The following is an 848-nucleotide window of genomic DNA, read 5'->3' as shown; positions in this document are numbered from 1 at the left end:
TAGGATCAGGACCTATTAAATCTCTTGCCGGGAAGGCGATTGGTTGATTCAATGGCGGCGTGAGGAGGCGTTGCCATGAATGATCTGATCTGGCTTTCGGATGCGCAGATGCGGCGGATCGAGCCATATTTTCCGCTGTCCCACGGCGTGCCACGGGTGGATGATCGTCGGATCATCAGCGGCATCATCTTCGTGATCAGGAACGGTTTGCGATGGCGCGATGCGCCTGCCGACTATGGTCCGCCGAAAACGATCTACAACCGCTTCATTCGGTGGAGCCGGCTCGGGGTGTTCAACAAGATCTTCTCCGCCCTTTCGGCAAAGGGCGGCAAGCCCGACCAACTGATGATCGACGCGACGCATCTCAAGGCACACCGGACCGCAGCCAGTCTGCTCAAAAAGGGGTTGTTCCCCGACGTATCGGACGCACCAAAGGTGGCCTGAACTCGAAGCTCCATGCCGTATGCGATGGCAAGGGCCGGCCATTGGTCATGCTACTGAGCGAGGGGCAGATGAGCGACTACAAGGGAGCAGCCCTGATGCTCGATGCCTTACCTCGGGCCAAGGCCCTGCTCGGCGATCGAGGCTATGACGCCGACTGGTTCCGCAAGGCACTCGCCGAACGCAACATCACCGCCTGCATCCCATCCAAACGCAACCGAAAGGTCCCGATCCCGCACGATGCTGTGCTCTATCGCCAGCGCCACAGGATCGAAAACATGTTCGGCCGGCTCAAGGATTGGCGGCGCATCCATACTCGCTACGACCGATGCGCCCACACCTTCATGTCCGCCATCTGCATTGCCGCCACCGTCATCTTCTGGCTCAATCAATGAGTCCTGATCTTA

General features: G+C 58.8%; 1 protein-coding gene. It reads left to right on the top strand.

Going from position 1 to position 848, the window contains the following annotated elements; all coding sequences use genetic code 11:
- Nucleotides 1–75 precede the first annotated feature (75 nt).
- Nucleotides 76–836 (top strand): IS5 family transposase gene (locus tag NFE57_RS16595; protein WP_252136696.1). Its coding sequence is split into 2 segments (ribosomal slippage): nt 76–409 and nt 409–836, totalling 762 coding nucleotides; the frame shifts between segments, so codons are not numbered across the junction.
- The last annotated feature ends 12 nt before the right edge of the window (nt 837–848 follow it).

It is taken from the genome of Hephaestia sp. MAHUQ-44 (assembly GCF_023806085.1).
Taxonomy (GTDB): domain Bacteria; phylum Pseudomonadota; class Alphaproteobacteria; order Sphingomonadales; family Sphingomonadaceae; genus Sphingomonas.
The sequence above is the reverse complement of the archived record's forward strand: the minus strand, read 5'-3'. Positions and strand labels throughout refer to the sequence as shown.